Below are 25,435 nucleotides of genomic sequence, written 5' to 3'. Positions count from 1 at the left end.
TTCAATTTAATTATATCTTATAAAATGAGAAAAGCCATATTTCCGGGTTCTTTTGACCCAATTACATTAGGACATGAAGACATCATCAAAAGAAGTATTTCGTTGTTTGATGAAATTGTAATTGCCATTGGTATCAATGCCGAAAAAAAATACATGTTTTCGCTGGAAGACAGAAAGCGTTTCATTGAAGAAACCTTCAAAAACGAACCTAAAGTTTCGGTGATTACGTATGAAGGTTTGACCACTGAACTTTGTAAAAAATTAAAAGCAAATTTTATCCTTCGTGGTTTACGCAATCCTGCTGATTTCGAATTTGAAAAAGCAATTGCGCACACCAACAGACGTTTATCAAAAATAGAAACCGTGTTTTTATTAACCGCAGCAAAAACATCCTACATCAGTTCCAGCATTGTGAGGGATGTAATCCGCAATGGCGGACAATATGAAATGCTGGTTCCCGATGCCGTTAGAGTAAAATAATTTTAAGAGATTTCGTCAAGTCGAGCGCAATCGAGACGTATCATTTAGTCTCGACTGCGCTCGACTTGACAAATAAACAGCAACAATATAAATTTGTGGAAAGTGCTGTTAAGCCGTACTTTTGCCTAAAATAAAAGCCATCAAACATGAGTGTAGAAAGAGAATTAAGCAAACGTAGCGGATCGAAATGTGAACTTTGTGCTGCAACCGAAAACCTAAAAGTCTATGAAGTATTACCAACCAAAAAAGGTGGACTTGATGAAAGTATCATGGCTTGCAGTACCTGTATCGACCAAATCGAAAATCCAGATAACGTAGATTTAAATCATTGGAGATGTTTGAATGACAGCATGTGGAGTGAACATACTGCCGTACAAGTGGTCGCGTGGAGAATGTTAAGCCGTTTGCGTGGTTCAGGTTGGCCTCAGGAATTACTAGATCAAATGTATTTAGACGAAGATACTTTGGCTTGGGCACAAGCAACAGGGGAAGGCGAAGAAGAGGAAAACAAAGTAATTCACCGTGATAGTAACGGAGTGATTCTTGAAATAGGAGATTCTGTGGTTTTAATAAAAGATTTGAAAGTAAAAGGATCTAGTATAGTTGCCAAACAAGGAACTGCAGTACGCAACATCAGATTGGATCACGAAAATGCCGAATACATTGAAGGCAAAGTTGACGGTCAGACTATTGTCATTATTACACAATACGTTAAGAAAATATAGTGCTCATTGCCTGAGTTGATAAAAAAATTCAGTGGTCAGAAAAAAGTGTAATCTGAGATTTCATTAAAGCAAAAAATCGCTAACAGTAAATTTGATTTACTGTTAACGATTTTTTTATTGTTAGACTATTTTTACTGATCACTAAAAAATACTGAGCCCTACTTTTTTCACTGCTAACTAATCCCGAAATGTCGGGACTGAACACTTTTTTAAACTGAACACTAATTTTCCTCTTCTTTCTTAATCACTTTTCGCGCCACTTCGATTTTAAATTTCTTGCCTTTCATTTTTTCGTCCTTAATAGCATGAAGCAAGTCTTTTACTTTATTGAATTTCACGGCTGCAAATGAGATAAAATCTTTTACTTCGATTAATCCTAGATCGCCTTTTTCTAATTTCCCTTTTTGGGAAAAGAAACCTACGATATCAATTTTATTCAATTTATTTTTCTTACCGCCACTTATGTAAATGGTTTGAAATTCAGGTGGTTTTGGTAATGAAGTGGAATTTTCGATTTTCAAAGCTTCCATACCATAATCAATGTAATCCATCTTTTTCTCACTTTCATGAGCAATAATATACGCCGTTCCAGAAGCCAGCATACGTGCTGTACGTCCGTTTCTATGCGTAAATTCATCTTCTTTGGATGGTAAATGATAATGAATTACGTGATTCATTTCGGGGATATCAAGTCCACGGGCTGCCAAATCAGTTGTGATTAAATAACTCACACTTCCGTTTCTAAACTGGATTAGCGCGCGTTCTCTCTCGTCCTGATCCATTCCACCATGATAATACGTGGCATAAATTCCTTTTTCGTTCAACGTATCGCTGATACGTTCCGCAGCATCACGATGGTTACAAAAGACAATTGCCGATTGCGATTTCAACGAACAAATCAAGTTGAACAAACTTCCGATTTTGTCTTTTTCTTTTGACACAACCATTTTCATGGAGAGATTCGTTTCTGCTAAGTTTTCTGGAATGAAATCCAAAATCGTTGGGTTTACTACTCTAGTATATCTTGGAATCTCAATATCGGAAGTGGCCGAAACCAAAACGCGTTTGTTGAGTTTCGTTAATTTTCCAATGATAAATGACATTTGCTCATGGAAACCCAATTGCAACGATTTGTCAAACTCATCCAGAATCAACGTTTGGATTTTATCCACACGGAAAGTTCCTCTGTCGATATGATCCGCAATTCTTCCCGGAGTTCCTATTAAAACTGCTGGTGGATTGCTTAAATTCTTAATTTCGGTATCAATGGAATGTCCGCCGTAGCATACATTTACTTTATAATCAGTTCCCATTTTTTTCCAAACTTGCTCAATCTGCAATCCTAATTCGCGAGATGGAACCAAAATTAAACATTGAACCGATTGGATTTCAGGCTGTAACATTTCTAAAATAGGCAACAAAAAAGCCAAAGTTTTCCCGGAACCTGTTGGCGAAAGCAATAAAACATTATTGTCGTTAAGTATCGTATCTTGTGCTACTTCCTGCATTTCGTTCAGGCTTTCGATGCCTAAATTCAAAAGTATATTGTTGGAATGGTGTTTCTTATTCATTTTTTCTATTTTGGCAAAGGTAATTTTTAATTCTGAGTAATGAATTTTGAATTCTAAATTTTCATTCTTTTAAACCAGTAGTTTCCTTTTAGTCGCATCATTACAATCCGTATCAAAAAAAAGCTACATTTGAGATTTCATTTAAAAACCGAAATATGAGATTTTTCACATTCCTTTTTTTACTATTCTCCATCAGTTCATTTGCACAAAAAAACAATAAATACGATACTTTTTTCGAAAAAGGAAATGGAAATCAATCTGCATCGTACCAAGAAACAATTGCGTACTACAAACTTCTGTCCGATGATTTTCCTACTATCGAAATGCAAAGTATGGGATTGACAGACAGCGGTGAACCGTTGCACATGGTTATTTTTAATCCTGAAAAGCAATTTGATTTTGAAATCATCAAAAAAAACAAAGCGGTAATTCTGCTCAATAACGGCATCCACGCAGGCGAACCGGACGGAATTGACGCCAGTATGCAATTGTTCCGAGACTTGGCTTTAGGCAAAATAAAAGCGCCTAAAAACACCGTAATTGTTTGTATTCCGGTGTATAATATTGGAGGCGCTTTAAACAGAAATTCCACTTCAAGAGCGAATCAGGATGGACCGGAAATCTATGGCTTTCGAGGCAATGCCAGAAACTACGATTTGAATCGAGATTTTATCAAATCAGATACCCGAAACACCAAAAGTTTTGTGGAAATATTTCATAAAATAAATGCAGATGTTTTTATAGATAATCACGTTAGCAATGGCGCAGATTACCAATACAAATTGACTTACATTATGACCCAACATAATAAATTGGGAACTGTTTTAGGTGATTTTTTAAACACCGAAATGATGCCCGCTTTGGTCAAAGATTTACAAAGAAAGAACATCGAAAGCACGCCTTATGTTAATGCTTTTCAGGACACGCCGGACAAAGGTTTTGGTCAATTTTTTGAAAGCCCACGATTTGCAACAGGTTACACTTCGTTGTTCAATACTATTGGGTTTGTGGTGGAAACGCACATGCTTAAAAAATATGCCGATCGCGTGAAAGTGACGTACGAATACATGCGTTCCGCAATTGATTTTACGGATGCTAATTACATAAAAATCAAGCAACTGCGATTGAGAAATGAAGAGCAGTATGGCCCCCAGCTATCGTACCCTATAAAATGGGAAATTGACAGTACCAGAACAATTCCTTTTTCTTTTTTAGGCTATGAAGCCAGTTATAAAAAAAGTGATGTGACATCTGGGAACCGCTTGTATTATAACCGTACAAAACCATTCAAAAAAGACATTCCGTACAGCAAGGAATTCAAATCAGTAAAAGAGATAATCATTCCGGAAGCATATATCATTCCAAGAGGATTTTGGCCGGTGATTGAATTATTAAAAAGCAATACAATCACGTATACGCAACTAAAAAAGGATACTGTAATTGAAGTGGAAAGCTATAGAATTGCTGATTTTAAAACCGTAAACTCAGCCTATGAAGGCCATTATTTACACCGAAACACAACGGTGACTTCTAAAATAGAGAAAGTGGCTTTCGCCAAAGGGGATTACGTTATTCCCACACAGCAAAAGGGAATCAAATATTTACTGGAAACACTAGAACCCGAAGCAATTGATTCTTTTTTCAACTGGAACTTTTTTGATACGATGTTACAGCAAAAAGAAGGCTATTCCGATTATGTTTTTGAAGATTCAGCAACACAGATTTTAAAAGAAAATCCAAAATTAAAAGCCGAATTTGAATTAAAAAAACAAAGTGACGTAAACTTTATCAATAATCCCGAAGCACAACTGGACTGGATTTACAAACATTCTATCTATTATGAAAAAGCACATTTACAATATCCAGTCTATCGCATTCTAAAATAAAAAAACTCCTATTTTAGGAGTTTTTCTTCTTCAAATAATAATTTTATGTTCTCGTAAGAGTTTTTTAATGCCTCTTTGATTTGTTCTGGATTCATCCAAGCCACCTTTTCGATTCCTTCTTCTAATTGCCCCTCTGGCGTTCCTTCAAAATCAGACTGCATTTCGAACCAATGCGTAATTTTTAGTTTATATTTTCCATTACGTCTAAAAACGTGATATGTTTTTTGAAGTTTATGAGAAATCGTCAATCCATTTACGCCCGTTTCTTCCTCTACTTCACGCATGGCAGTCTCCTGGATTTCCTCTCCTTTTTCGATTCCGCCTTTGGGTAAATCCCATTTTCCGTTTCTAAAAATAAAAAGCACTTCCCCTTTTTTGTTGTAAACTAAACCACCACCAGCTTTGGTGACTGGAATTTTAGCTTTTAAAGTCTTCATAATCAAGCTTTCATCAGGATGATATAAATAAGCTTTATTAATTTTATTTTGAAAGATTTTTACTATAAGTTGCTCTATGTCAATACTTTCTAATAAGAATAATTGAAAATCTGTCTCTTTAGAGATGTGATTTGTCAAAAAAAGTGGTTTGTCGTTAACAAAAACTTTATACATTTGTACTATGATTTTTAATAAAGATACAGCCGAAAAAACAGCCGAATTTCTATTGCAAATAAATGCAATTAAATTGAATCCAAGAAATCCTTTTACATGGGCTTCTGGATGGAAATCGCCTATTTATTGTGACAACCGATTAATCCTCTCATTTCCAGCAGTCAGGAATTATATTCGGGATGAATTTTCCAAAAATATTGAGAAACAATTTGGTAAACCAGATGTTATTGCTGGTGTTGCCACCGGAGCAATAGGAATTGGAATGCTTGTAGCGGAGAGTTTAGGATTACCATTTGTATATGTTCGTCCAGAACCAAAGAAACACGGCAGACAAAACCAAGTGGAAGGTTTTTTACAAAAAGGACAAAATGTTGTTGTTGTAGAAGATTTGATCAGCACCGGAAGCAGTAGCTTACTAGCTGTAGAAGCTTTGCGTGAGGCTGGTGCCAATGTAAAAGGCATGGCAGCTATATTTACGTATGGTTTTGAAGTTGCTGAAGAGAACTTTAAAAATGCACACATCGATTTGTTTACACTGAGCAATTATCAAAATTTATTGAATTTAGCTGTTGCTAAAAGATATATTACGGAAGAGGAAGAGCAAACTTTAAGAGAATGGAATGTGAGTCCATCCACTTGGACTGTTGAAGTTTAAGCAATCGAATAAATAAATATCCAAAAGATGAATTTAGAAAGTCCAAAAGTTAATGTCCAAAAATCAGCTCAAGAATTATTTGATTTGTTGTGTGATGTCAAAAATTTTGAAAAATTAATGCCTGAAAACATTGCAAAATTTGAAGTTATAGGTGACGATGCTTTTATTTTTGGATTGAAAGGGATGCCAGAAATTAAGCTAAAAATGAAAGAAAAAGTAGCTTCAAGTAAAATTGTTCTTGGAGCGGCAAGTGATAAACTTCCCTTTACATTGATAGCGAACATCGATTCAATTTCTGAGAACTCCAGTGATGTAAAACTTGATTTCGAAGGTGATTTTAATCCCATGATGGCTATGATGATTAAAGGTCCCATTGGGAAATTCATCGAAACTTTGGCAGGGAATATGACCAAATTATAAAAAAATAGTTAAAAAATACAAGAAACCCTTTCAGTACTAACTGAAAGGGTTTCTTGTATAATTACAACAATGAGTGTTAATACAACATTTGAATTTCTTTAATATCAAATTCAGCAATGCTGTCATTTTCCAGAAGAACTTTTAGCTTTCCAACCGAGGAAACTCCTTGGATAATCCCCATGAAATTTTGTCCCTTTTGATCTGAAAAAGGCATTGGCAAACCTTTCTTATATAATTTCTCACTGTAAGCAGACCATAAATCAGTAGCATTGTGTTTGCATACCTTCACATTTTTTTCTATTGTATCACAAATGGAAAAAAGAAGTTCGTCTTTATCGAATTTTTCATTGCAAATAACCGCCAAAGAAGAGGCTTTTGGTAAATTTTCGAAATTGGTTTGGTTTACATTTAGCCCTAAACCTACAATAGAAATAATGGTTCCGTCACTTTTGATGCTATTTTCAATCAAAATGCCACCTATTTTTTTGTTGTATGACATTATGTCGTTAGGCCATTTTATACTAAGATCAGGAATTTTGAATGATTCCAAAACTTCAATTACAGCAAGTGAAACGGCAATATTCAGGTTGAAAATCTGACAAATATCCGTCAAAAAATCCTTAACCAAAACACTCATTATTAAGTTTTTACTAGCCTCCGAAGACCAAACCGCGCCCATTTGGCCTTTGCCTTTTGTTTGAACTTCTGCAGTAACCGCTGTAAAGTTTTCTAAGTCTTGTTTATTCGATAACCCTTTAAGGAATTCGTTTGTAGAATCTATGGCATCGAGTTTGATTAGTTTCATATATAGTTTTTTGTGAAACAGAATTTAATATTGTGTTAAGGTTCAAAAATAATCACAAAAAATGGTAACTTTACAAACTTATACATAAAAATAATTCATGGCGAAAAAGACTATAAATAATGATGTTCTACTAGCGAACATCATTAAGGGGATAGAAGAGGTAAAAGGAAATGATATTGATATTCTTGATTTAAGAGAGATAGACACCGCAGTTTGCGACTATTTCATAATCTGCAATGGTAATTCAAATACACAAGTTAACGCTATTGTCAACTCGATTCAAAAAACAGTATCTAAAGAATTAAAAGACAAGCCTTGGCATGTTGAAGGAACTGATAATGCAGAATGGGTACTAATGGATTATGTAAATATTGTGGTTCATGTATTTCAAAAACACATTCGTGAATATTACAACATCGAAAGTTTATGGGGCGATGCAAAAATAACGACCATACAAAACAAATACTAAAGAAACATAACTCCTAGTAATGGCTAAAGATAATAATCCAAATTCGAATAAGTTTAAAGTAAGCCCTTGGTTAATTTATACTGCAATATTATTAATTTTCTTGTTTATAAGTTTTTTAACTGGCGGTTCTAGTTTAAACGAGCCGGGTCAATTAACTGCTTCCAAATTTAACGAGTATTTACAAAAAGGCCAGATAGAGAAAGTTATAGTTTATAATAAAACAGAAGCTGAAGTTTTTCTTAATGCAACAGCATTGAAAGATGCAGCACACAAAAAAGTTTCTAAAGACGTTTTCGACAGACCCAACAAAGGACCTCATTACTCTTTTGATATTGGTAACGATCAAATTTTTCAAACCAAACTAGAAACGGCCGTTACTGAAGGTAAATTGAAAGATTTTAATTTCTTACCAAAAAACAACTGGTCGGATATTTTAATCAGTTTATTGCCAATCATTATTATTATAGCGGTTTGGATATTTATCATGCGAAAAATGTCTGGTGGTGGCGCTGGTGGCGGTGGCGGACAGATTTTTAACATTGGAAAATCAAAAGCTAAACTTTTTGACGAAAAAACAGATATCAAAACAACTTTTAAAGATGTAGCTGGTTTAGAAGGAGCAAAAGAAGAGATACAAGAAATTGTTGAATTCTTGAAAAATCCTGAAAAATACACTAACCTGGGGGGTAAAATACCAAAAGGAGCTTTACTGGTTGGACCTCCTGGAACTGGAAAAACCTTATTGGCAAAAGCCGTTGCCGGCGAAGCGCAAGTACCATTTTTCTCATTATCAGGTTCTGATTTTGTTGAAATGTTTGTGGGTGTAGGTGCTTCACGTGTACGTGATTTATTCAAACAAGCGAAAGAGAAATCCCCAGCGATTATATTTATTGACGAAATTGATGCAGTAGGTAGAGCAAGAGGAAAAAGTAACATGTCAGGCGGAAATGACGAACGTGAGAATACATTGAATCAATTGCTGACAGAAATGGATGGTTTTGGTACTAATTCTAATGTAATTGTTTTAGCAGCAACAAATAGAGCTGATGTACTGGATAAAGCGTTAATGCGTGCAGGTCGTTTTGACAGACAAATTTTTGTAGACTTACCAGATATTCGTGAACGCGCTGAAATTTTTAAAGTACACCTTGCTCCTTTGAAAAAAATTGAAGGATTAGATACTGACTTTTTAGCCAAACAAACTCCAGGTTTTTCTGGTGCTGATATCGCAAATGTGTGTAATGAGGCGGCTTTGATTGCAGCAAGAAACAACAAAACCGCAGTTGATAAACAAGATTTCCTTGATGCTGTAGATAGAATTGTAGGTGGTCTAGAAAAGAAAAATAAAATTGTAACGCCTGACGAAAAGAAAGCAATTGCTATTCATGAAGCTGGACACGCAACAGTTAGTTGGATGCTAGAACATGCAGCTCCGTTAATTAAAGTAACCATTGTTCCTAGAGGACAAAGTTTAGGAGCCGCTTGGTACTTGCCTGAAGAACGTTTAATTGTTCGTCCTGACCAAATGCTAGACGAAATGTGTGCGACTATGGGTGGAAGAGCTGCTGAAAAAGTAACTTTCAATAGAATTTCGACTGGTGCATTGAGCGACTTAGAAAAAGTTACAAAACAGGCCCGTGCTATGGTAACTGTTTATGGGTTGAATGAAAAAATTGGAAACGTAACTTATTACGATTCAACAGGACAAAGTGAATATAATTTTTCTAAGCCTTATTCAGAAGAAACAGCCAGAGTTATTGATGAAGAAATTTCATTACTTATTGAAGGTCAGTATCAAAGAGCCATTCAAATATTAGAAGAAAATAAAGACAAACTAAATCAACTGGCAAATATCTTAATCGAGAAAGAAGTCATTTTTAAAGATGACTTAGAAGCTATTTTCGGGAAAAGAACATTTGATAAAAATCTTGAGGAAGTAGTATCTTAGAAAACACAATAAATTATTTAATTATTTTTAAAATCTTAATTCAAAAACTACTTTTGAATTAAGATTTTTTTATCTTTGGACGTTTTCAAATAACAAATTATAGTATTTTACAAAAATATGAGTCTTTTTAGAAAAATTTTTGGTTCTAGCAATCCGGCTTCTGATGAAGATCAAGAAAGTGAATTTAGTAAATCCATTACTGATAATGCGACCTCTATAGATGAGAAATTTATCTACAATTTTAAAAAAAATGGTGGTAAGTTTTTGTATTGCGAAAACTCTGAAGAAGTAAAAGAACAATTTGAAAACATATTAGAAGAAAACGATTGGTTTGAAAGCGAAGTTTTGTGCTATGAGCCAACTCTTTTTGGAATGCTTGATGATAATAAGCTTGTTTACAACAAACCCGTAAGCCCTAAGTTTCTTCTTGCAAGTTGTGAAAATTTAATTGCTGATGAAGGTTCAATTCTTTTCTCCTCTAAACAAATTAAACAAAATAAACCAAACGAGTTACCTACAAATATTATCATTTTAGCGAATACAAGCCAAATCCTTTCTGCAAAAAGCGACGGACTTAGTGCTATAAAAAAGAAATACGAGAGAGATTATCCTACCAATATTACTACAATAAAATATTTCGAAAAAGCTAAAGAAGAAGATTTTACACAATATGGAAGTTCAGCAAAAAATCTATATTTATTGCTTTTAGAAGATCTTTAAGATGAATGAAACTCTAAAACGAGGTATATCTGGAGCTATTTATATTATATTATTACTCGCTTCTATTTTATATTCTACTGAAAGCTTTTTTATCCTTTTTGGTATATTTCTGATTATTGCAGTTTATGAATTTTGTAATTTAGTCCAAATACATAAAATATTTCCAATTTTTTTTGGAACTGCTCTATATACCATAGTAACTTTAGTAAGCCATTACAATAAAATCACTACCGATACTATCAATCAGATATTCAATACTGATTTAGAAATAGCAGTAAATACCCAACAACTAGATCTCGTTTTATTGGTCATAGCATTAGTTGTTTCCATAAAATGCATCCTTTTTTTATTTTATGATAACATTCAAAAAATAAGCACTTCATCAAAATACCTCTATTTATTAGGATATATCATTCTGCCATTTGTATTTATCACTAAAATTTCATTTGGAATAAATGATTATAATCCAAAAATTATAATTGGATTATTTATCTTAATCTGGACCAATGATACCTTTGCCTATATTGTAGGCAAATCTATAGGCCGAACCAAATTATTTGAAAAGATATCTCCTAAAAAAACAATTGAAGGGTTTCTTGGCGGAATCATTTTTGCGATTTTGGCGGGTTATTTAATCTCAAAATACTACATAAAAGCCAATCCTGAATTCAGCGACAGGTCGATACTAATTTGGACTTCTATAGCTGTTATTGTTGGAATTGCAGGTACTATAGGAGACTTAATTGAATCAAAATTCAAGCGTATAGCGAGCGTAAAAGACAGCGGAAACATAATGCCTGGCCATGGAGGCATACTAGATCGATTAGATAGTGTTATATTTGTAGCACCAATTATATTTTTATTTTATAAAATTTTAAACTATGTTTCATAAAGAAGGAACCCAATCTATTTTATTAGGAACAATTTTTACAGCTGTTGTCCTTTTATTGTCTGACAATTTCATTGACACGAACTGGATCAAAATGGCTATACAAATAGCTACATTGTTACTTTTAATTATCATTCTGCAATTTTTCAGAAATCCAAAAAGAACAGTCATAATCAATGAAAATCATATTCTTGCTCCTGTAGACGGGAAAGTTGTTGTTATAGAAGAAGTGTTTGAAAGCGAATTTTTCAAAGATAAACGTTTGCAAATCTCCATTTTCATGTCTCCAATAAACGTTCATGTTACGCGTTATGGATTAAGTGGAATTGTAAAATTCAGTAAATATCATCCTGGTAAATTCTTGGTGGCTTGGCATCCTAAAGCCAGTGAAGAAAATGAAAGAACTACAGTTGTCATCGAAAACAAAACCTTTGGTGAAATTCTATATCGTCAAATTGCTGGAGCTTTAGCACGAAGAATTGTAAATTACGCCGAAGAAGGAATGCAAGTAATTCAGGGAACGGATGCTGGTTTTATAAAATTTGGTTCAAGAGTGGATATCTTTTTACCATTAGGCACACAAGTAAATGTTGTACTGAATCAAAAAGCAATCGGAGGAAAAACTATTATTGCTATAAAATAAGCATGATTGAAAAAGATTTAGATACTCGGTTTTTAGAAGCAGTAGAAATCGCCTCTGAAATGACGCAGGCATCTTTACCTCAAGATGTACAATTGCGGCTTTATGCTTTTTATAAACAAGCTACTTTTGGAACTTTAGATTTAAAACAAACATCATCATACCATTTGAGAGATGCATTTAAAACTAATGCTTGGATGCAAATCAGTCATCTAAGTCCTGAACAAGCCAAAGAACAATACATAGAAATAATTAACATACTGATCAAAAAATAATGCGAATTATGAAATCGCCATGATTCCAAATTTCAAACAGGAATGAAGAATCACGATACCCTATTCCTCTAAAAAAAATATTATCTTCATATGAAAAAGCTAAAATTTTTAATTACTATTTTATTTTTATTTATCACTTTAATTTCTTGTAACAATAAGAAATTAACTGAGGTTGTAGAAGTTCCCTTACCGACAACCGAACAAACTGTAGTTATAATGGGATCTCCTGATGACGTAAAAGCAGAAGAAGGGTCTTTTCAGCTAGAAAAATTACCTTACGCATATAATGCGTTGGCGCCAAATATATCAGCTACGACTTTAGAAATGCATTATTCCAAGCATTATCTTACCTATACTAATAATTTAAATAAAGCGGTGTTAGGAACGCCTTTAGAAAATTTGACAATCGAAGAAGTATTGTCAAAATTAGATCCTAATGACGCTGCTCTTCGTAACAATGCCGGAGGGTTTTACAATCATTCCTTATATTGGAAATGTATGGCTCCCAAAGCTGGAGATGAACCAAAAAATGCATTAGCAGAAGCAATTATTAAAGATTTTGGTTCCTTTGAAGACTTTATGACATTATTCAAAAACGAAGCTACAAAACAATTTGGTTCCGGTTGGGCTTGGCTTATTCTAGACAGAACAGGAAAACTTCAGGTAACAAGTACTCCTAATCAAGACAATCCTTTGATGCGTAATGCAGTTGTTCCTGGGACTCCACTATTAGCCTTAGACGTTTGGGAACACGCGTATTATTTAGACTATCAATACCGAAGAAAAAATTATATCGATGCCTTTTTCAATGTAATCAATTGGAGAAAAGTAGAAGAGAATTATGACGCTGTTGCAAAAAAATAGCTTTCGCTTTTATCCTAAAAAAATGCTGATATACATCTATATCAGCATTTTTTTTTACCCTTTTGTTACTACAAAAACTCATGCTACAATTGATAAATAAACGATTCTGAAGGTGCAATTATAATTTGCGCTTTTCCTTCACCATTCAAAACCTGCAGCTGAACGGAACTTTTATGGTATAATTGATCTGTTAATGTGTAATTTCCATCTTTTAAATTCCATTTTTGGATAATATCTGAAGGAATTTTCAATTCGAAATTGCTGGTGGTAATCCAAGAAAAATTAGTGACAACGATTAGTTTTTGAGAATCTGACCAACGTGTGAACGCATAAATTCCAGGATCATATCCTTGAGTTGTTTGGCGATTCATCGTTTGGATTTCTTGATGTTTCCCCATCAAAGCCGAACTGTTCAAAGAGAAATTCAGCAATTTTTTATAAAAATCACGCAACTCATTTTCATCTTTTGTCAATTGACCGCCATCAAATTTACCGCCGTTCATCCAACGCTGATGATTGGGAACTCCAATATAATCAAAGATTGATGTTCTGGAATGGGTTCCAAATCCTGCATTTTCATTTCCAGCTTCTCCTACTTCCTGACCAAAATAAACCATTGTAGGCGAAGTGCTTATGGTCGTAGAAACCATCATCAATGGTTTCCCTTTTTGTGGCGTTCCTGCAAATTCAGGACTTGCTAAACGCTGTTCATCATGATTATCCAAAAAATGCAACATGTGATGTTCAATATCTGCCATTCCGTTTTGTATGTCTGATAATCCATCCGGTAATGCTCTTCCTTGAATGATGTCTTTTAACTTATCATACGTTTCTACTTTATCATACAAATAATCCATTTTTCCCAAATGAATGTAATTTCTATATTCTTGAGGATTGTAGACTTCGGCTAATAAAAAAGCATCCGGATTATTTACTTTAATGGCTGAATTCATATAACTCCAAAATTCATACGGCACCATTTCGGCCATATCAAATCTAAAACCGTCAACTCCTTTTGCGGTCCAATACAACGCAATGTCTTTAAATTTATCCCAAGAATTCGGAACGTCTTTTCCTTTCCAAAAATCAAAATGCTCCTGATACGATTTAGTATCAAAACCGGCCGGAAGTTCCGGAAAATCTTTGGAGCCATCCGGACGGATTCCATAATTTACTTTTATGGTTTCGTACCAGTCATTTTTATCAGGTTTGGCTAAACGGGAACCGTTTCCAGTCCATTTTGCGGGACTTTCTTCAAATTTCCCATCAATTAATGGATTCTTTTCTCCGTTTAACGGCTTGTCTGTATCGGGAATTTCAAAGTGTGTATTTGGAATATAATAAAAGTTATTGTCTCTTTTATATTCAACAGTTGTGTCATCATCAGCTCCAAAATCCCTAACACCTGGCGGATTGCTCTTGCCTTCATATTTGCGTGCAATATGATTCGGAACAATATCAATTATCACTTTTAATCCCGCTTTGTGAGTTCGCGCAATCAAAGCTTCAAATTCTTGCAAACGATTCGCTGGATTTACAGCCAAATCTGGATTTACATTATAGTAATCTTTTACGGCATACGGAGAACCTGCACGCCCTTTGACCACTTCAGGATCATCGTTAGAAATACCAATAGCTGAATAATCCCGAATAACAGCATGATGTGGAACTCCAGTATACCAAACATAAGTAACTCCCAAATCCTTTATTTCCTGTAATGCTGTATCCGAAAAATCGTTGAACTTCCCTACTCCATTTTCTTCGATAGTTCCCCAAGGCTTGTTTGTGGTATTTTTATTTCCGAATAATCGGGTAAAAACCTGATATACAACTTCTTTTTTATTAGAGACTGACTCTTTAGGTTCTGTGTTCATTTTTAAATCTTTCGTTTTGCAAGCTGTTGCCAAAAGCACCGCGCTTATCCCTGCAACAATAGTTATTTTTTTCATCATATAAAATTATTTATACTGATTTCAATTCTTTTTATAGTAAAATGAATATCAATTTTTAAATTTAATATTTTTTAAATAAAAGAAGTCTATATCGTTTGAAATTAAATAATTCTGGACGCATAAGTAGAAACTACATCGAAGGAGTACCACTAATTGTTAATAACTTTAAAAAGAGTCAACAATAGCTTTTTCTGCCTTTTTGACTAATTATAAATAAATCCTAATATGGATTAGGATTGTTTCCTTTTTCATAAATTTGACAAAAATTAAATCCATTGAAGAAATCGCTATTTTTCCTTCCTTATTGTTTGATACTGCTTGTTACTAATTTGGTTTTGGCGCAAGCTCCAAAAAAAATCATTGTAGAAAACTCTGATTTTGCCGATGTAAATCAGGTAGAAATTCCCGATGCATTATTACTTATCGGAAATGTACGTGTCAATCATGATGGCGTAGTAATGACCTGTAATAAAGCGTATTATTTCCAAAAGGAGAACTACATCAAGGCTTTTGGAAATGTACAAATGGTGCAAGGGGATACTTTATTCCTCAACAGTAAATACGCGGAATACAATGGAAATGTAAAAAAAGCGTATGCTTCCGGAGATGCCGTAATGAGTTCTCCCGATGCGACTTTGGTGACAGAAATAATCAATTTTGACCGAAACATTCAAGAAGTATTTTACGATACGCCAGGGACAATTACCAATAAAGACAATACGTTAAAGAGCAATTCAGGAAGGTATTATGTAGAACAAAAGAAATTCCAATTCCTGACCGCGGTTACCATCACAAATCCAACGTATGTAATTAAATCCAATCACTTGGATTATTTCAGTAATTCTGGGCATTCCTATCTTTTTGGACCATCAACAATTACCAGTAAAGCCAATTATATTTATACCGAAAAAGGGTTTTATGACACCAAAAAAAATCTGGCGCATTTCCTGAATAAATCGTATATCAGATACGATGATCGCGTGATTAAAGGTGACAGTTTGTATTATGACCGAAACCGGGAATTTGCATCGGCAACACGAAATGTAAAAATAACGGATTCCATCAATCGCGGAATTGTAAAAGGACATTATGCCGAAGTGTATAAAAAACTGGATTCTATGTATGTCACCAAAAGAGCCGTAGCTGTGAATTTGGTCGAAAACGACTCGGTTTACATCCATGGAAAAAAATTAATGGTAACAGGAAAAGAAGGAAACCGAATTATCAGAGCGTTCAACAATGTCCGCTTTTTTAAAACTGATATGAGTGGCAAATGTGATTCGATTCATTCAAGTTCCAAAACAGCTTTGACTAAAATGATTGGAAATCCGATACTTTGGAATGCTGAAAATCAAATAACAGGCGATGTAATGCATCTCATAGGAGACAACAATACCCAAAAACTAGATTCGCTTAAAGTGCTCAATAATACGTTTATAGTTTCCAAAGACACCTTGGGAACCGGCTATAATCAAGTAAAGGGACAAAATCTCTATGGAAAATTTAAAGACGGAAAACTCCACGATGTTGATATTATAAAAAATGCCGAAGTCATATATTACATGCGCAACGAAGCGCAAGAACTCATTGGTATCAATAAAAATGTAAGTAGTAAAATTAATCTTATTTTAGAAGAAAATGCGATCGAAACCATCACCTTTTTTCAACAAGTGGATGGCGATATTTTCCCCGAAAAAGACTTGCCTGAAAATGCACGAAAACTCCGAGGATTAGTCTGGCGTGGTGATGAACGAATAAAATCCAAAGACGATATTTTTCCTCCCGAAGAAAATGAAGACAACGATAAAATAGACAAAGCAACCAAAGCTGCAGAAGCCAAAGAGGATGTTCCTATGAAAATCAGGAAAGAAACGCTAAATTACGATAAGAAGAAAGGAAAAAAATAGTGTTCAGTGTTCAGTTGCAGTTTTCAGTCTCAAGTTACACACATCAGATTTCAGGATATCCGATTAAAAAAAAACCTTTAAAAAACTTCGTGAACTTTGCGAAAAAACTTCGTGAACTTTGCGGTTAAATTTCTAAAAAAATTGAATACCGATTTCTTAAAATACCAAGCCCAAACCTCACCATATCCATTGGGTATGGAAGTGTCACATGCTGTAGGTTCTTATATTTACGATACCAATTCTAAGAAATACTTGGATTTTGTGGCCGGCGTTTCGGCTTGCACATTGGGACACCAACACCCAAGAGTAAACCAGGCCATCAAAGATCAGTTAGACAAATACTCGCACGTAATGGTGTATGGTGAATATTCGCAAAGTCCGGCGGTTCAATATTGTAAATTATTAGCCTCGCTCCTGCCCGCTCCTTTAGACAAAACCTATTTGGTCAATTCAGGAACGGAAGCCATTGAAGGCGCTTTAAAACTCGCCAGAAGAAGTACCGGAAGAAGCCGGTTGATCTCGTGTCATAATGCCTATCACGGCAATACTATGGGGTCTATGAGTGTCATGGGCTTTGAAGAACGCAAACAAATCTTTCGTCCGTTGATTCCTGATGTGGATTTTATCACGTTCAACAACGAAGAAGATTTACAAAAAATAACAACCAAAACGGCAGGAATTATTCTGGAAACCATTCAAGGTGGTGCCGGATTTATTCAGCCACAGCATGATTTCCTTAAAAAAGTGCGCGAGCGCTGTACAGAAGTCGGTGCGATGATGATTCTCGACGAAATACAGCCAGGTTTTGGAAGAACGGGAAAACTTTTTGGATTCCAAAATTACGATGTCGTTCCTGACATCGTAGTTATGGGAAAAGGGATGGGAGGTGGCATGCCGGTAGGCGCTTTCACAGCCTCTTCTGCTATGATGGATTTGTTGAGCGATAATCCTAAACTGGGTCACATCACAACTTTTGGAGGCCACCCTGTCATTGCGTCAGCCTGTTTGGCGACTTTGCAGGAAATTACTGAAACCAATCTCATGGCCCAAGCTATGGAAAAAGAAAAGCTATTTAGATCACTTTTGGTACATCCTTTGATAGTAGAAATAAGAGGAAAAGGATTAATGCTGGCCGCAATGACTAAAAGTGCCGATATAACAAATGAAGTGATTCTTAAATGTCAAGACAAAGGACTCATTTTATTCTGGTTGCTTTTTGAAGGATGCGCTATTAGAATAACGCCTCCGCTGACTATTTCTGAAGAAGAAATACGAGAAGGTTGTAGCATTATAATAGAAGTAATGGATGAAATGATGATTGAAGAATAATGATTAACAATTTGTGCTTGCAGAAATAGCAATAGTTATTCATAACAATTAAAAAAATTGGGAGCTAATTCCTGCTATCCGTTATAATCTTTTACTTTTTAAAGAAAAAAGTAAAAGGATTTCCACTCTTATCATGGCTACGGCATCCGTTTAAACTAAAACTTTTTTTGTTAATTAAATTGTTCACAACAATTCTAACTTTCCCTCACAGTACACGCACGATTCCCTAAATTTATTTAGGCCAAATTAAAAACACACAGTATGCAATTAAGCAACGAAGAAGAAGACTATAACTTATCCCTGTCTAAATTTGAGTCCATGTTGAAAACCAACAAAGTGCTCTTTTTCGACTCCGAAGAATTTGAAGAAATTATTCTTCATTATCTCGATATGGGTAAGGCCGCTTTGGCAAAAAAAGCGCTCAAACTAGCACTGGAACAACATCCAAAATCTACCGGACTAAAACTAGTTCAAGTGGAAATGCTTGTCTATGATGACAAACTCGAACTAGCAGAAAAGCTATTGAATGAGTTGTATGCCATTGAACCAACCAATGAAGAAATTTACATTCAAAAAGCCAACATCTGCTCTAAAAGAGACCAACACGAAAAGGCTGTTGAATTATTAAAAACAGCGTTAAAATATACCGATGATTATGCTGATGTCTTTAATTTAATTGGTATGGAATATCTTTTTATGGACAATCTTGAAATGGCAAAAGAAAGCTTTATCAAGTGTTTAGAAGAAGATCTGGAAGACCAATCCGCATTGTATAACGTGGTTTATTGTTTTGAATTTTTAGATCAAAACCAAGAGGCAATTACCTATTTGAATAAATACATTGACAAAAATCCCTACAGCGAAATTGCTTGGCACCAACTGGGGCGTTTGCATTACGGCGTTAAAGAATATGAAAATGCGATTCGCGCCTTTGATTATGCCACTTTAATCGATGATGAATTCCTTGGCGCTTTCATGGAAAAAGCAAAAGCTTTTGAACGTTTAAAAAAATACGATGAAGCTATTGAAAGCTACAGCAGAACCATCGAACTAGATGACGCGACTTCGTATGCTTTACTTCGCATGGGGAAATGTTATGAAAAATTAGGAAACAAAGCTTTAGCATTAAAGTATTTTAATCAAACCGTGCACGAAGATCCACTTTTAGACAAAGGCTGGATTGCCATCACTGACTTTTACGTACGTCAAAAAAATTACCAAAAAGCGTTATTTTATGTCAACAAAGCATTAGCAATTGACAATCAAAATCGTTTGTATTGGAAACGTTTTGCGACTATAAATAAACAAATGAACTTCTTTGAAGAAGCTGAATTTGGATATAGAAAAGCGGTAGAGTTTGGCGATACCGGACTGGACACTTGGTTGTTTTGGGTAGATATTCTTCAGTTTTTAGGGGAATTCGAAAGTGCCATTCAAACGTTATTACAAGCTTCAGAATATTTTCCGGAGGAGAATGAAGTTGAATACCGCTTGGCAGGATTGTATTTTATGCTAACAGACAATACAAAAGCAAAATTCCATTTAAGCAATGCCTTACGATTGAATTTTGACAATTATATCCTTTTAGAAGACTTATTCCCTGTGGTATGGGCAAAAAAAATGGTACAGAATTACATTGCAAAACATAAAAAACAATAATGGTTGACATAGTTAGAAAACGTTTTGGGTTACTGGGACGCAACATTAATTATTCTTTTTCTAAAGGATATTTTACCGATAAATTTACTAGCGAAAACTTTGCCGGTTGCACCTATGAAAATTTTGATATTTCTGAAATAAGTGCCTTTCCCGAGGTAATTAAGAGCACCTTGGATTTAAAAGGATTGAGTGTTACCATTCCGTATAAAGAAACAGTAATTCCGTTTTTGGATAAATTATCTAAAAAAGCAGCTTTGATTGGTGCTGTAAACACCATTAAAATCACCAAAAAGGGAAAGTTGAAAGGCTACAATACCGATTATTATGGTTTCAAAAAATCATTAGAACCGTTATTGCAACCGCACCATAAAAAAGCCTTGATTCTAGGAACAGGAGGTGCTTCTAAAGGGGTTGCGTATGCATTAGACGAACTGGATATTACATATACTTTCGTATCGAGAGAAGCCAAAGAAAATGCAATCGACTATAACCGAATCAATGCTACTACATTTGACAATTACCAAATCATAATTAACGCTACACCGGTAGGAACTAGCCCTAATGTGGATGCATATCCTTTACTTCCGTATGAGTTTTTTACGGAGAAGCACATTGCTTTTGACTTGATTTACAATCCCGCCGAAACGCAATTCCTTAAAAAAGCAAAACAACAAGGAGCACAAATCAAAAATGGCTTGGATATGCTAATTTTTCAAGCGGAGAAAGCGTGGAAGATTTGGAATAAATAATCTAAATACGGACTTAACTTCTTACACGTATTTGAGTACGTAAAACCACTCTGTTTTGAGTGGTTTTTTTGTTTATAATAACATATCGAACCCGAAAAAAATTTTACAATTAAAACCCCAAAACCATAGCCCTGATGGCAGCGGCATCCTTTTTTGTTAGCCTTTTCGGCGAACAAAAAAGATACAGCGAACAGCAGGAAATTGCTTCAAAAAGAGCAAATTCCTAACCTAAAACGACTATAAATAGAAGGATTTATTTTGAAATTTCATGCTCCTTTACTATCTTTCCTGTTCGAGAAAAAAATAGGAACCTTAAACATTGAAAAAATGTTAGAAGAAAAGAAAGATAGCCTGCTTGAGGCAGATGGAAATTTAGAACATAATTCTGTTGAATCTACTCCATTAGAGCCAGAAGTTTTGGAAACGGAAACTAGCGACAACGGTACTAATATTCCTGCAGAAGATAATGCTGAAACTCTAAATGATGAGGAGTTGCCAGCTAACGAGCTTATAACAGAGACTGGTAACCAGACTGTAATAGATGCTATTGCCGAAACAAATGCTGCCGAAAGTGAGGATGAAACGTTGAAAGGACATCACGAAATTCCAATGCAGGATTATGATACATTATCCCTTGAAGAACTGGTAGACGAGCTGAAAAGTTTAGTTTCCAATGAAAAAGCAATGTCTTTTAAGGAGCATATTGAAGAAATCAAAAAAGCATTTTTGGCTAAATACAACCACCTTCTTGAGGAGAAAAAAGAGGAGTTTTTAGCAGAAAATCTAGATCCAAATGAAGAATTTCAATATCATTCTCCACTAAAAACAAATTTTGACAAATATTATTCTCTTTTTAGAGATACTAAAAATACTCATTTCAAGAGTTTACAAACGAATTTAAAAACAAATTTAGAAAATCGTTTGGCTATTGTTGAGGAATTGAAAGAATTGATTAACCCACAGGAAAACATCAAAGACACTTTAAAACATTTTAATGATTTAAGAGAACGATGGAAAACTGCCGGACCAATTCCGAAAGATAAATACAACCACGTTTGGAACAATTTCCATTTTCATGTTGAAAATTTCTATGATTACCTGCATTTAGACAGAGAAGCAAGAGATTTAGATTTCAAACATAATTTAGAACAAAAACAAAAAATTGTAGCTCGTGTTGAAGACTTGGTGAATGAAGCTGATATCAACAAAGCGTTCAGAGAGCTGCAAGATTTACATAGAATTTGGAAAGAAGACATTGGTCCTGTTTCCAGAGAATATCGTGATGCAATTTGGAACAAGTTTAGCGATTTGACCAAACAAATGCATGATAAACGTGAAGTTTTGTTCGAAAATCAAAGAGGAACGGAACTTGAGAATTTAGAAAAGAAAAAAGATATTATTGCCAAGATTGAAGTTTTGGCGACTGAAAAAGTAAATGCACACACCCAATGGCTTGCTCAAATAGAAAAAGTGGAAGCCTTGCGTACTGCTTTCTTCTCTGCCGGAAAAGTTCCTTCGGATGTGAATGAGGAAACTTGGGCTGGTTTTAAAACTGCTGTCAGAAATTTTAATTCTTTCAAAAATTCGTTTTACAAAGACATTAAAAAAGATCAAAACGACAATTTAAGCAAGAAAACGGCTCTTGTTGCCAAAGCCAAAGAATTACAAGAAAGTCTTGATTTTGCTGCTACTACTCCTATCATGAAACAAATTCAGGATGAGTGGAAACAGATAGGACATGTGCCAAGAAAATATTCGGATAAAATCTGGAAAGAGTTTAAAGATGCGTGCAATCATTATTTTGACAAATTAAAAGAGCAAAAGAATGAGGAAAACAGTGAAGAAGTAGAATCTTTTGATAACAAAAAAGCCTACTTGGATACATTGAGAGAATTTCAATTGACCGGAGATCATAAAACAGATTTGGATGCTATCAAATTGCATATCGAAACTTGGAAAAACTTTGGAAAAGTGCCTTTCCCAAGAAGACATATCGAAGGAAAATTCAATAAAATTCTGGATGCCCTTTTTGACAAATTAAGTCTGAGTAAAAAAGACACTGATATGATCCGTTTTGCAAATAGAATGGACAATCTTTCCGAAAGTAATGATACTCGAAAACTGGACAATGAAAAGATATTCCTGATGCGTAAAATTGAAGAAGTTCAGAATGAAATATTCCAATTGGAAAACAACATTCAGTTTTTCACTAATACCAGAAATGCAAAAAAAGAAAATTCTATTGTATTAGAAGTTCGTAAAAACATTGCTATTCACAAAGAAAGTCTTGATGTTTGGAAAGAAAAACTAAAACAATTGAGAAATTTGAAAATAGAGTAATTTTCAATAATCGTTAAAATCAAAAACCTCGTTCTTCAATAGTTCGAGGTTTTTTTATGAACCGATTCGGTTTTTAAACTTTAACTTTCATTTATTAGAAAAAATAATATAAATTGAATGACAAATTATAAATTTGCAAAATGTATTCGTTTCGAAAAACACTTGTTTTTATTGGGCTTTTAATAGCTTTTTCATTTGCTTTTAGTGCAAGAGAAGCTTCTATTGATACAACTCAATTGAAAAAATCCAGTTCTTCAATTTCTGTTGACAGCATCCATTCTTCAGATTTCATTCAACCTCAAGTAAGTAATCCGTTCACTTCCTATCATAAAACTCCGGATTATACGATTGCAAAATATCTGGGAAATTTTCTGACAACAATTCCGGATTTTAAAATTACCACATTCATTATTCGTTTTGAGAAACAAGACATCAATCGATGTGAAATGGTTTCACTCCTACTCTTTCCCTTCCACTTTTTTTGGTGATTTGAAGCACTGATTTCGCGAATGATATTGCCTTTTGAATTGATTCCTTTTGGTTTCGGTTCAAATTATCATGCTTTACAAATAACTAAAAAATAAAAAAATGGATACATCCGTAACAATAATTGGCCTAGTGCTAACTTTCATAATTGCCATTCCTCTTTTCTATGTGATTCGATCAAATTCGATTAACAAAACAAAAATCAAAACTATAAAAACCAAGTTCAGTCAAAACAATTGCTTTAATTTTGAATCATTAACTGAAACACAAAACAAAAAAGTTTTGGCTTTAGACGAAAAAAACAAAGGATTTCTTTTGATTGATTTTAGTGCAAAAGAAGAGGTTGTTTCTTTTGTAGATTTAAGTACAATTCAAACTTGCAAACTAGTTCCAACTGCGGAAAATAATAGTGATACGATTTTAAAAATTGAATTTGAATTTCAATACAAAGAAGCTAAAAAAGCAGAGTATATTTCATTTTACAAAATTGAAAATGATCAAATCGGTCAGGTTTGCTTATATGAGGATCATCAGTTAGCAAAAAAATGGACAAAAATGATTCAGGATTGCATTACCTTTTAAGAAACTGATTTGTTCTGTAAAAGAGGCTTTTGAAGCCTCTTTTTTTTGTAAAAAGGTTTTCTCGATATGATAATTATCATTTTAACATTTGAATGGTCGTTCTACTTTTGATCAATATTAAATAACTCAGCCATGAAAAATTATTTAATTCAAAAATACAATGTTCCAGGCCTTAGATACACCAGTTATCTAACGACTCCTTAATACATTAATTTGCCTTTTTGCGAAAGCTTATGTACTTTTTGTGGCTGCAACAAGCGTATCACCAAAAATCATGGCGTAGAAAATCCATGTATAGAGGCCGTTTTAAAAGAATGGCCTTTATATTGTAAAATTACTTGGAGAAAAACCAACCATAAAAGATATTCTTTTGGGTGGTGAAACTCCCACGTTATTTTCGACAAAGAATTTAAAGGATTTAATAAATGGTGTTTGTTCTCATGCCAAAAAAGCCAAAGATCATGAGTTTAGTTTTGAAGGTCATCCGAATAACACTTCGCACGAACATTTGCAAAAGCTTTACGATTTAGGTTTTAGAAGAGTGAGTTTTGGCGTTTAGGATTACTCCAAGAAAGTACAAAAGCAATTCATCGGTTGCAGCCTTTTCATAATGTGGCTAAAGTTACGTTGGGGGCCAGAGAAATTGGGTATACTTCCATAGGTCATGATATTATTTTTGGATTGCCTTTTAAGGAAATAGAAGATGTTATTGGTACCATTGAGAAAACAAAATCATTGCAGCCCGACCGATTGGTATTTTTTAGTTATGCACACGTTCCTTGGATTAAGGGCAATGGACAACTCGGTTTTAACAATGAAGACATTCCAAAAGATGATGAAAAGAGAATGCTTTATGAAACCGGTAAAAAATTATTGTATGAAAATGAGCATCATGAAATAGGAAAGGATCATTTTGCGTTAAAAACGGACAGTTTACATGAGGCTTTTCAAAACGGAACATTGCACCGCAATTTCATGGGGTACAGCTCTTCAAAAACACAATTAATGATTGGATTGGGAGTTTCTTCCATCAGTAACAGTTAGTAAAGTTTTGCACAGAATGTAAAAAATTTAGAGGATTATTATCAAATGCTAGAATGGAATAAATTACGGATTTTCAGAGGACATTTATTGACTAATGAAGACCTCATCATCAGAAAATACATTCTGAATTTAATGTGCCAATTTGAAACTTCCCTGAAAAATAAAGCAGGTTATTTCAATGGAATTCCAGACGTATTAATCCAATTAAAAGAAATGGAAAATGATGGTTTAGTACTCCTAAAAGATAATAACATTGCCGTTACTGAAAAAGGGAAACCTTATGTTAGCAATATTTGTATGGCATTTGATTTATGTTTGAAAAGTAAAGCACCGGAAATCGAATTATTTTCGATGACAATATAATAGTATCTAACCTTAAAATTATAAAAAAGCACACTTAATGGCGTGCTTTTTCTATGTTAAATTATT

The 25,435-nt window shown here is 34.2% G+C and carries 23 protein-coding genes and 1 pseudogene; 20 read left to right on the top strand and 4 right to left on the bottom strand.

Annotated features, from left to right (window positions below; translation table 11 throughout):
* The first annotated feature begins 24 nt into the window (after positions 1 to 24).
* Together coaD and ACNQGD_RS11430 are read left to right on the top strand one after the other, a co-directional pair.
* Positions 25 to 480, top strand: coding sequence for a pantetheine-phosphate adenylyltransferase (gene coaD, locus ACNQGD_RS11435; RefSeq protein ID WP_417999354.1), 456 nt, complete (start codon positions 25 to 27; stop codon positions 478 to 480).
* Between the two features lie 146 nt (positions 481 to 626).
* Entirely contained in the window at positions 627 to 1,205 is a 579-nt protein-coding gene (locus ACNQGD_RS11430; protein WP_417999353.1) for a PhnA domain-containing protein, read from the top strand.
* 221 nt (positions 1,206 to 1,426) lie between these two features.
* Here the strand turns inward: ACNQGD_RS11430 and ACNQGD_RS11425 are convergent, their stop codons facing one another.
* Positions 1,427 to 2,776: a DEAD/DEAH box helicase gene (locus ACNQGD_RS11425; RefSeq protein WP_417999352.1), complete on the bottom strand. Its 1,350-nt coding sequence runs from the start codon at positions 2,774 to 2,776 to the stop codon at positions 1,427 to 1,429.
* Between the two features lie 155 nt (positions 2,777 to 2,931).
* Between ACNQGD_RS11425 and ACNQGD_RS11420 the strand changes: the two genes are divergently transcribed.
* Entirely contained in the window at positions 2,932 to 4,662 is a 1,731-nt protein-coding gene (locus ACNQGD_RS11420) for a M14 family metallopeptidase (protein WP_417999351.1), read from the top strand.
* An 8-nt stretch (positions 4,663 to 4,670) separates the two neighbouring features.
* On the opposite strand, the gene ACNQGD_RS11415 is transcribed toward ACNQGD_RS11420, so the two are convergent.
* Entirely contained in the window at positions 4,671 to 5,273 is a 603-nt protein-coding gene (locus ACNQGD_RS11415) for an NUDIX hydrolase (protein ID WP_417995076.1), read from the bottom strand.
* 7 nt (positions 5,274 to 5,280) lie between these two features.
* On the opposite strand from ACNQGD_RS11415, the gene pyrE reads away from it, so the two are divergent.
* Together pyrE and ACNQGD_RS11405 are read left to right on the top strand one after the other, a co-directional pair.
* Complete coding sequence (pyrE, locus tag ACNQGD_RS11410; protein ID WP_417995075.1) at positions 5,281 to 5,928, top strand: orotate phosphoribosyltransferase; 648 nt, start codon at positions 5,281 to 5,283, stop codon at positions 5,926 to 5,928.
* Positions 5,929 to 5,955: 27 nt separating this feature from the next.
* Entirely contained in the window at positions 5,956 to 6,348 is a 393-nt protein-coding gene (locus ACNQGD_RS11405) for an SRPBCC family protein (protein WP_417995074.1), read from the top strand.
* 76 nt (positions 6,349 to 6,424) lie between these two features.
* On the opposite strand, the gene ACNQGD_RS11400 is transcribed toward ACNQGD_RS11405, so the two are convergent.
* The gene (locus ACNQGD_RS11400; protein ID WP_417999350.1) at positions 6,425 to 7,153 is read right to left on the bottom strand and encodes a biotin--[acetyl-CoA-carboxylase] ligase; all 729 of its coding nucleotides are present in this window, start codon (positions 7,151 to 7,153) and stop codon (positions 6,425 to 6,427) included.
* A 97-nt stretch (positions 7,154 to 7,250) separates the two neighbouring features.
* Here ACNQGD_RS11400 and rsfS point away from each other — a divergent pair, with 97 nt between their 5' ends.
* The 7 genes from rsfS (at position 7,251) to ACNQGD_RS11365 (ending at position 12,958) form a co-directional block, all read left to right on the top strand.
* Positions 7,251 to 7,622, top strand: coding sequence for a ribosome silencing factor (rsfS, locus tag ACNQGD_RS11395; protein WP_417995072.1), 372 nt, complete (start codon positions 7,251 to 7,253; stop codon positions 7,620 to 7,622).
* A gap of 19 nt (positions 7,623 to 7,641) precedes the next feature.
* Positions 7,642 to 9,570: an ATP-dependent zinc metalloprotease FtsH gene (gene ftsH / locus ACNQGD_RS11390; RefSeq protein WP_417997095.1), complete on the top strand. Its 1,929-nt coding sequence runs from the start codon at positions 7,642 to 7,644 to the stop codon at positions 9,568 to 9,570.
* A gap of 117 nt (positions 9,571 to 9,687) precedes the next feature.
* A complete protein-coding gene (locus tag ACNQGD_RS11385; protein WP_417997094.1) occupies positions 9,688 to 10,290 on the top strand; it encodes a lactate utilization protein B/C in 603 nt (200 codons plus the stop codon).
* 1 nt (position 10,291) lies between these two features.
* Positions 10,292 to 11,182: a phosphatidate cytidylyltransferase gene (locus ACNQGD_RS11380; protein WP_417999349.1), complete on the top strand. Its 891-nt coding sequence runs from the start codon at positions 10,292 to 10,294 to the stop codon at positions 11,180 to 11,182.
* Complete coding sequence (locus tag ACNQGD_RS11375; protein ID WP_417999348.1) at positions 11,172 to 11,822, top strand: phosphatidylserine decarboxylase family protein; 651 nt, start codon at positions 11,172 to 11,174, stop codon at positions 11,820 to 11,822. The genes ACNQGD_RS11380 and ACNQGD_RS11375 overlap by 11 nt, the downstream gene beginning before the upstream one ends.
* 2 nt (positions 11,823 to 11,824) lie before the next feature.
* Positions 11,825 to 12,094: an acyl-CoA-binding protein gene (locus tag ACNQGD_RS11370; RefSeq protein WP_417995067.1), complete on the top strand. Its 270-nt coding sequence runs from the start codon at positions 11,825 to 11,827 to the stop codon at positions 12,092 to 12,094.
* A gap of 90 nt (positions 12,095 to 12,184) precedes the next feature.
* Positions 12,185 to 12,958, top strand: coding sequence for a superoxide dismutase (locus tag ACNQGD_RS11365; protein ID WP_417999347.1), 774 nt, complete (start codon positions 12,185 to 12,187; stop codon positions 12,956 to 12,958).
* Between the two features lie 83 nt (positions 12,959 to 13,041).
* On the opposite strand, the gene ACNQGD_RS11360 is transcribed toward ACNQGD_RS11365, so the two are convergent.
* A complete protein-coding gene (locus ACNQGD_RS11360; RefSeq protein ID WP_417999398.1) occupies positions 13,042 to 14,907 on the bottom strand; it encodes an alpha-amylase family protein in 1,866 nt (621 codons plus the stop codon).
* A 278-nt stretch (positions 14,908 to 15,185) separates the two neighbouring features.
* On the opposite strand from ACNQGD_RS11360, the gene ACNQGD_RS11355 reads away from it, so the two are divergent.
* The 8 genes and pseudogenes from ACNQGD_RS11355 (at position 15,186) to ACNQGD_RS11320 (ending at position 25,369) form a co-directional block, all read left to right on the top strand.
* Positions 15,186 to 16,817 carry an OstA-like protein gene (locus tag ACNQGD_RS11355; RefSeq protein ID WP_417999346.1) on the top strand — a complete coding sequence of 544 codons (1,632 nt, stop codon included), beginning with the start codon at positions 15,186 to 15,188 and terminating at the stop codon, positions 16,815 to 16,817.
* A 141-nt stretch (positions 16,818 to 16,958) separates the two neighbouring features.
* A complete protein-coding gene (locus ACNQGD_RS11350; RefSeq protein WP_417999345.1) occupies positions 16,959 to 18,146 on the top strand; it encodes an aspartate aminotransferase family protein in 1,188 nt (395 codons plus the stop codon).
* Between the two features lie 261 nt (positions 18,147 to 18,407).
* Positions 18,408 to 19,805, top strand: coding sequence for a tetratricopeptide repeat protein (locus ACNQGD_RS11345; protein ID WP_417999344.1), 1,398 nt, complete (start codon positions 18,408 to 18,410; stop codon positions 19,803 to 19,805).
* A complete protein-coding gene (locus tag ACNQGD_RS11340; RefSeq protein WP_417999343.1) occupies positions 19,805 to 20,554 on the top strand; it encodes a shikimate dehydrogenase family protein in 750 nt (249 codons plus the stop codon). The genes ACNQGD_RS11345 and ACNQGD_RS11340 overlap by 1 nt, the downstream gene beginning before the upstream one ends.
* Positions 20,555 to 20,881: 327 nt before the next feature.
* Positions 20,882 to 22,894: a DUF349 domain-containing protein gene (locus ACNQGD_RS11335; RefSeq protein ID WP_417999342.1), complete on the top strand. Its 2,013-nt coding sequence runs from the start codon at positions 20,882 to 20,884 to the stop codon at positions 22,892 to 22,894.
* A 140-nt stretch (positions 22,895 to 23,034) separates the two neighbouring features.
* Entirely contained in the window at positions 23,035 to 23,382 is a 348-nt protein-coding gene (locus ACNQGD_RS11330; protein ID WP_417999341.1) for a hypothetical protein, read from the top strand.
* A 100-nt stretch (positions 23,383 to 23,482) separates the two neighbouring features.
* On the top strand, positions 23,483 to 23,962 hold the full coding sequence (locus ACNQGD_RS11325; protein ID WP_417999340.1) for a hypothetical protein: 480 nt from the start codon (positions 23,483 to 23,485) through the stop codon (positions 23,960 to 23,962).
* Positions 23,963 to 24,094: 132 nt separating this feature from the next.
* Positions 24,095 to 25,369, top strand: a pseudogene (locus ACNQGD_RS11320) (coproporphyrinogen-III oxidase family protein).
* Positions 25,370 to 25,435 lie beyond the last annotated feature (66 nt).

It is taken from the genome of Flavobacterium glucosi (assembly GCF_048286535.1).
Taxonomy (GTDB): Bacteria; Bacteroidota; Bacteroidia; order Flavobacteriales; family Flavobacteriaceae; genus Flavobacterium.
Note: the sequence above shows the minus strand (reverse complement) of the source record. Positions and strands in the feature narration are given on the sequence as shown.

Bases quoted from the DNA above. Each gene is read 5' to 3' on its own strand.
- ACNQGD_RS11345 (WP_417999344.1), top strand. From the start codon at position 18,408: ATGCAATTAAGCAACGAAGAAGAAGACTATAACTTATCCCTGTCTAAA.
- ACNQGD_RS11325 (WP_417999340.1), top strand. From the start codon at position 23,483: ATGGATACATCCGTAACAATAATTGGCCTAGTGCTAACTTTCATAATT.
- ACNQGD_RS11405 (WP_417995074.1), top strand. From the start codon at position 5,956: ATGAATTTAGAAAGTCCAAAAGTTAATGTCCAAAAATCAGCTCAAGAA.
- ACNQGD_RS11420 (WP_417999351.1), top strand. From the start codon at position 2,932: ATGAGATTTTTCACATTCCTTTTTTTACTATTCTCCATCAGTTCATTT.
- ACNQGD_RS11360 (WP_417999398.1), bottom strand. From the start codon at position 14,907: ATGAAAAAAATAACTATTGTTGCAGGGATAAGCGCGGTGCTTTTGGCA.
- pyrE (WP_417995075.1), top strand. From the start codon at position 5,281: ATGATTTTTAATAAAGATACAGCCGAAAAAACAGCCGAATTTCTATTG.
- ACNQGD_RS11340 (WP_417999343.1), top strand. From the start codon at position 19,805: ATGGTTGACATAGTTAGAAAACGTTTTGGGTTACTGGGACGCAACATT.
- ACNQGD_RS11430 (WP_417999353.1), top strand. From the start codon at position 627: ATGAGTGTAGAAAGAGAATTAAGCAAACGTAGCGGATCGAAATGTGAA.
- ACNQGD_RS11365 (WP_417999347.1), top strand. From the start codon at position 12,185: ATGAAAAAGCTAAAATTTTTAATTACTATTTTATTTTTATTTATCACT.
- ACNQGD_RS11425 (WP_417999352.1), bottom strand. From the start codon at position 2,776: ATGAATAAGAAACACCATTCCAACAATATACTTTTGAATTTAGGCATC.
- ACNQGD_RS11370 (WP_417995067.1), top strand. From the start codon at position 11,825: ATGATTGAAAAAGATTTAGATACTCGGTTTTTAGAAGCAGTAGAAATC.
- ACNQGD_RS11385 (WP_417997094.1), top strand. From the start codon at position 9,688: ATGAGTCTTTTTAGAAAAATTTTTGGTTCTAGCAATCCGGCTTCTGAT.
- rsfS (WP_417995072.1), top strand. From the start codon at position 7,251: ATGGCGAAAAAGACTATAAATAATGATGTTCTACTAGCGAACATCATT.
- ACNQGD_RS11375 (WP_417999348.1), top strand. From the start codon at position 11,172: ATGTTTCATAAAGAAGGAACCCAATCTATTTTATTAGGAACAATTTTT.
- ACNQGD_RS11380 (WP_417999349.1), top strand. From the start codon at position 10,292: ATGAATGAAACTCTAAAACGAGGTATATCTGGAGCTATTTATATTATA.
- ftsH (WP_417997095.1), top strand. From the start codon at position 7,642: ATGGCTAAAGATAATAATCCAAATTCGAATAAGTTTAAAGTAAGCCCT.
- ACNQGD_RS11400 (WP_417999350.1), bottom strand. From the start codon at position 7,153: ATGAAACTAATCAAACTCGATGCCATAGATTCTACAAACGAATTCCTT.
- ACNQGD_RS11335 (WP_417999342.1), top strand. From the start codon at position 20,882: ATGTTAGAAGAAAAGAAAGATAGCCTGCTTGAGGCAGATGGAAATTTA.
- ACNQGD_RS11415 (WP_417995076.1), bottom strand. From the start codon at position 5,273: ATGTATAAAGTTTTTGTTAACGACAAACCACTTTTTTTGACAAATCAC.
- coaD (WP_417999354.1), top strand. From the start codon at position 25: ATGAGAAAAGCCATATTTCCGGGTTCTTTTGACCCAATTACATTAGGA.
- ACNQGD_RS11330 (WP_417999341.1), top strand. From the start codon at position 23,035: ATGTATTCGTTTCGAAAAACACTTGTTTTTATTGGGCTTTTAATAGCT.